The 3,469-nt window shown below is 42.3% G+C and carries 4 protein-coding genes and 1 pseudogene; 4 read left to right on the plus strand and 1 reads right to left on the minus strand.

Annotated elements, in window-relative coordinates; all coding sequences use genetic code 11:
* Window positions 1-151, minus strand: a pseudogene (locus SE27_RS14625) (transcriptional regulator); the annotation flags it as partial.
* A gap of 92 nt (window positions 152-243) precedes the next feature.
* Here SE27_RS14625 and SE27_RS12910 point away from each other — a divergent pair.
* The 4 genes from SE27_RS12910 to SE27_RS12925 form a co-directional block, all read left to right on the plus strand.
* Window positions 244-660 carry a YeeE/YedE family protein gene (locus SE27_RS12910; protein ID WP_039624237.1) on the plus strand — a complete coding sequence of 139 codons (417 nt, stop codon included), beginning with the start codon at window positions 244-246 and terminating at the stop codon, window positions 658-660.
* Window positions 661-1,080, plus strand: coding sequence for a DUF6691 family protein (locus tag SE27_RS12915; RefSeq protein ID WP_039624238.1), 420 nt, complete (start codon window positions 661-663; stop codon window positions 1,078-1,080).
* Entirely contained in the window at window positions 1,080-1,958 is an 879-nt protein-coding gene (locus SE27_RS12920) for an MBL fold metallo-hydrolase (RefSeq protein ID WP_039624241.1), read from the plus strand. Before SE27_RS12915 ends, SE27_RS12920 begins: the two co-directional genes overlap by 1 nt.
* 271 nt (window positions 1,959-2,229) lie before the next feature.
* Window positions 2,230-3,469 (plus strand): phage late control D family protein (locus SE27_RS12925; protein WP_039624242.1); only part of this gene is annotated, 1,240 nt, incomplete at its 3' end.

The raw sequence follows: 3,469 nt of genomic DNA on the forward strand, positions 1-3,469 counted from the left end.
TATTTTTTTCAATTGCTTGAACATTAAGTTCACACTCAATTAATACACATAAAATTTTTAAACGATCTGGATTAGAGAGCACTTTTAAGCCATCCGTGACGATATTAATTTTTTGAAAATCGATACTCGATTGTCTTTCAGCAGTTTTCATAAGTGGCCTATACGATCTATAAAAATAACACTTGATTAATTAATTTTATTATATAATATAAAATTATATATTGTAAGGGTGCGCAAAGAATTATGCATGACTATTTACAGGCCTTTATTGGCGGACTCATGTTGGGGGTGGCTGTGGTTGGCTATCTGTATGTACATGGACGTATTGCAGGGGTAAGTGGCCTGCTGGCTCAAATACTAAATCGTAAAACGATTTTTAAAACGCCCGCATTGTGGTTTATGTCTGGTTTGGTGTTGGTACCGTTCATTTATGCACTCTTTGTTACGCCTAAAATAGAGATGCATGCGAGTCCGCTGATGATGGTGGTGGCAGGTTTATTGGTGGGCTTTGGGACACGTCTCGGTTCGGGCTGTACCAGTGGTCATGGTATCTGTGGTATTAGCCGTTTATCAGGCCGTTCCATGGTCGCAACGCTAATGTTTATGGGTGCAGGTTTTTGTACTGTCTACCTGATTCGACATATAACCGGAGCATTTTAAATGAAAAACGTATGGGCTTTTATTTTTGGCGGAATATTTTCCATCGGGCTGATTTTCTCTGGTATGTCGAATCCGGAGAAAGTTTTAGACTTTTTAGATTTGTTTGGTGATTGGGATGCCAGTTTAGCCTTCGTAATGCTTGGTGCAATTAGTGTGGCTTTCATTCCTTTTCAAAAGGCGCTACGCAATCCGGCATCAAAAACCATTTATAACGAAGCTATTCAATTACCTCAAAACCGCAGTCTGGATTCAAAACTCATTTTGGGTAGTCTGATCTTTGGCGCGGGTTGGGGAATTGCGGGAATTTGCCCAGCACCCAGCTTTACCCTGATTGGTTTAGGACATTATCAAGTGTTATATTTTATTCTAGCGATGGTGCTGGGAGTTTATGTACACCGTAAATTACTGGGAGATAAATAATGTCGACGCAGCCTTGGGTACACGATTTTTTTGATCAAAATACCAATACATTTAGTTATGTGGTAACTGACCCTGATACCAAACAATGTGCCATTATTGATAGCGTACTTGACTATGATGCAGCGTCAGCAACCACATCCACGCAGCATGCCGATCTGATCATTTCTTTTATTCAGCAGCAGCAATTAAGCGTGCAATGGATTTTAGAAACCCATGTACATGCCGACCACATTACGGCTTCTCAATATTTGAAGCAGCAGTTGGGAGGAAAAATTGCCATGAGTGATAAAATTGAAATGGTACAACACACATTTTGTAGCATTTACAATTTAGATTTTGAAGGTTTAAACTTAAAAGATTCTTTCGACTATTTATTTGCCGAACATGAACACTTCAAAATTGGCAATTTAGAGGCCTATAATATCCCAACACCAGGGCATACTCCTGCATGCTTAAGCTATGTCATCGGTAATGCGGTATTTGTGGGAGATACCCTATTTATGCCTGATTATGGGACGGCTCGTTGTGACTTTCCCAAAGGCAGTGCCGCAATTTTATTTGAGTCAGTACAAACGCTTTATCAGTTACCAGAAGATATTCGAGTATTTTTGTGCCACGATTATTTGCCTGAAGGTCGCAGTGAATTTATCTGTCAAACAGATATAAAGTCACAGAAGCAGCGCAATATTCATCTACGACAAGGAACAAAAAAGGCTGATTTTATTGAGATGCGAACCAAACGTGATCACAGTTTAACGATGCCTAAATTAATTTTGCCGGCCATTCAAATCAATATGAATGCAGGATTATTTCCGATGCCTGAAATAAATAATATTTCTTATTTAAAGATTCCGTTAAATTATTTCAAGCATGTCTAGGCTTAGGCGCATAACGACTTGGAAATATCTTCAATATCGCGATTAAGGCAGAACTGAAAAGTGGATTTTACGACGTGGAATTTTAGAGTTGCGTGCTTTGAATCGGTGCATGTTTCACTTACAGCGATAAAGAGCGTTTATCGTTATTTTTTCTAACTTGCCATGCTTGCTCTTTGTAACGATTTGCTACAGAGCCATAGTGGCTGCGCCCTAGACGAAGATGCGCTTTATTTGTAGAATACGCCGCAGTGTATAACTACTAAAAGAACGCATGATTAACAATATTTATTCTGCATTAGAACAACTTGGGTTGACCGCACACAAACGTGCGCTGCATATACAATTTTCAAACGCATCCTTAAATGCACAGCTGTTCCTGCAACGCGTTGAGGGTCAGCATGCGCTCAATCAAGGTTTAAGCGCCACGCTGATCTGTTTATCGACCAATCCCTTCATTGCATTAAAACAATTTATTGGCAGCCAAGTTGCGGTGGATAGCGTCACCGATCAAGGCACGCTCAGTCGCATGAGCGGCATCATCACCCAAGCTGATATCGGCGCCAGTGATGGCGCTTTGACAATTTATCGCCTGACCTTAGAAGACCCGAGCAGTTTATTTAAACAGCGCCGCAATTCCCGCGTCTTTATGAATAAATCTGTGGTCGATGTGGTCGATCTGTTATTTCGTGAATGGCAGGACAAAAGCCCCTTATTGGCTGCCAGTTTAAGTTTAGATCACAGTGGACTTACCCAAGACTACGATATTCGTCCCTTTATCATGCAGGCCGCTGAAAGTGATTTTGACTTTATCACCCGACTGCTGCGCAGTGAAGGCATCAACTGGCTGATTGATGAAGCTGAGCTGACGGTTGCGGATGCATCGGCGCAGATTCAAGCGCAGAAACTTCGCCTGATTGATGACAATAACCAATATTCAGCCTTAGCGCGTCGAAACATTCGTTTTCATCGCAGCAGCGCCAGCGAGCAAAGCGACAGCATCACCAGCTTGATCGGGCAGCGTGTCTTACAACCCAGTGCAGTGCATGTACAGCGTTGGCAAGCCGATGTCTTAGAGACTGAAGAAGGTTCCGGCAGTGTACACAGCACACACAGCCAAAGTGAGCACTTCGACAATGCCAGTTTGGGCTTAGAGCAAGCTTGGCATTTCTCACCGGCTTGGATGCAAGACCTCAATGGCGAGGATGGCGCCACTGCCTCGGGTAATCATCAAATTGAAACATTGAATCAACACCTCAGCCATTACTACGCCTTACAAGCCAAACAGTTTATTGCCAATTCCACGGTACGTGATACGCAAGTCGGTTATTGGTTTGAACTGAATGAACATCCGGAAATCGATCAACATACGGGGGCGGACAAAGAATTCCTGATCACCTCTAAAACCTTTTATAACCAAAATAATCTGCCCAAAGACCTAACTGAGCAAGTCAATCAACTGCTTGCGCAAAGCCATTGGCAGCATCAACGTCAGAGCAGCAGTACTTCTATCG

The sequence above is a fragment of the Acinetobacter harbinensis genome (genome assembly GCF_000816495.1).
Classification (GTDB): domain Bacteria; phylum Pseudomonadota; class Gammaproteobacteria; order Pseudomonadales; family Moraxellaceae; genus Acinetobacter; species Acinetobacter harbinensis.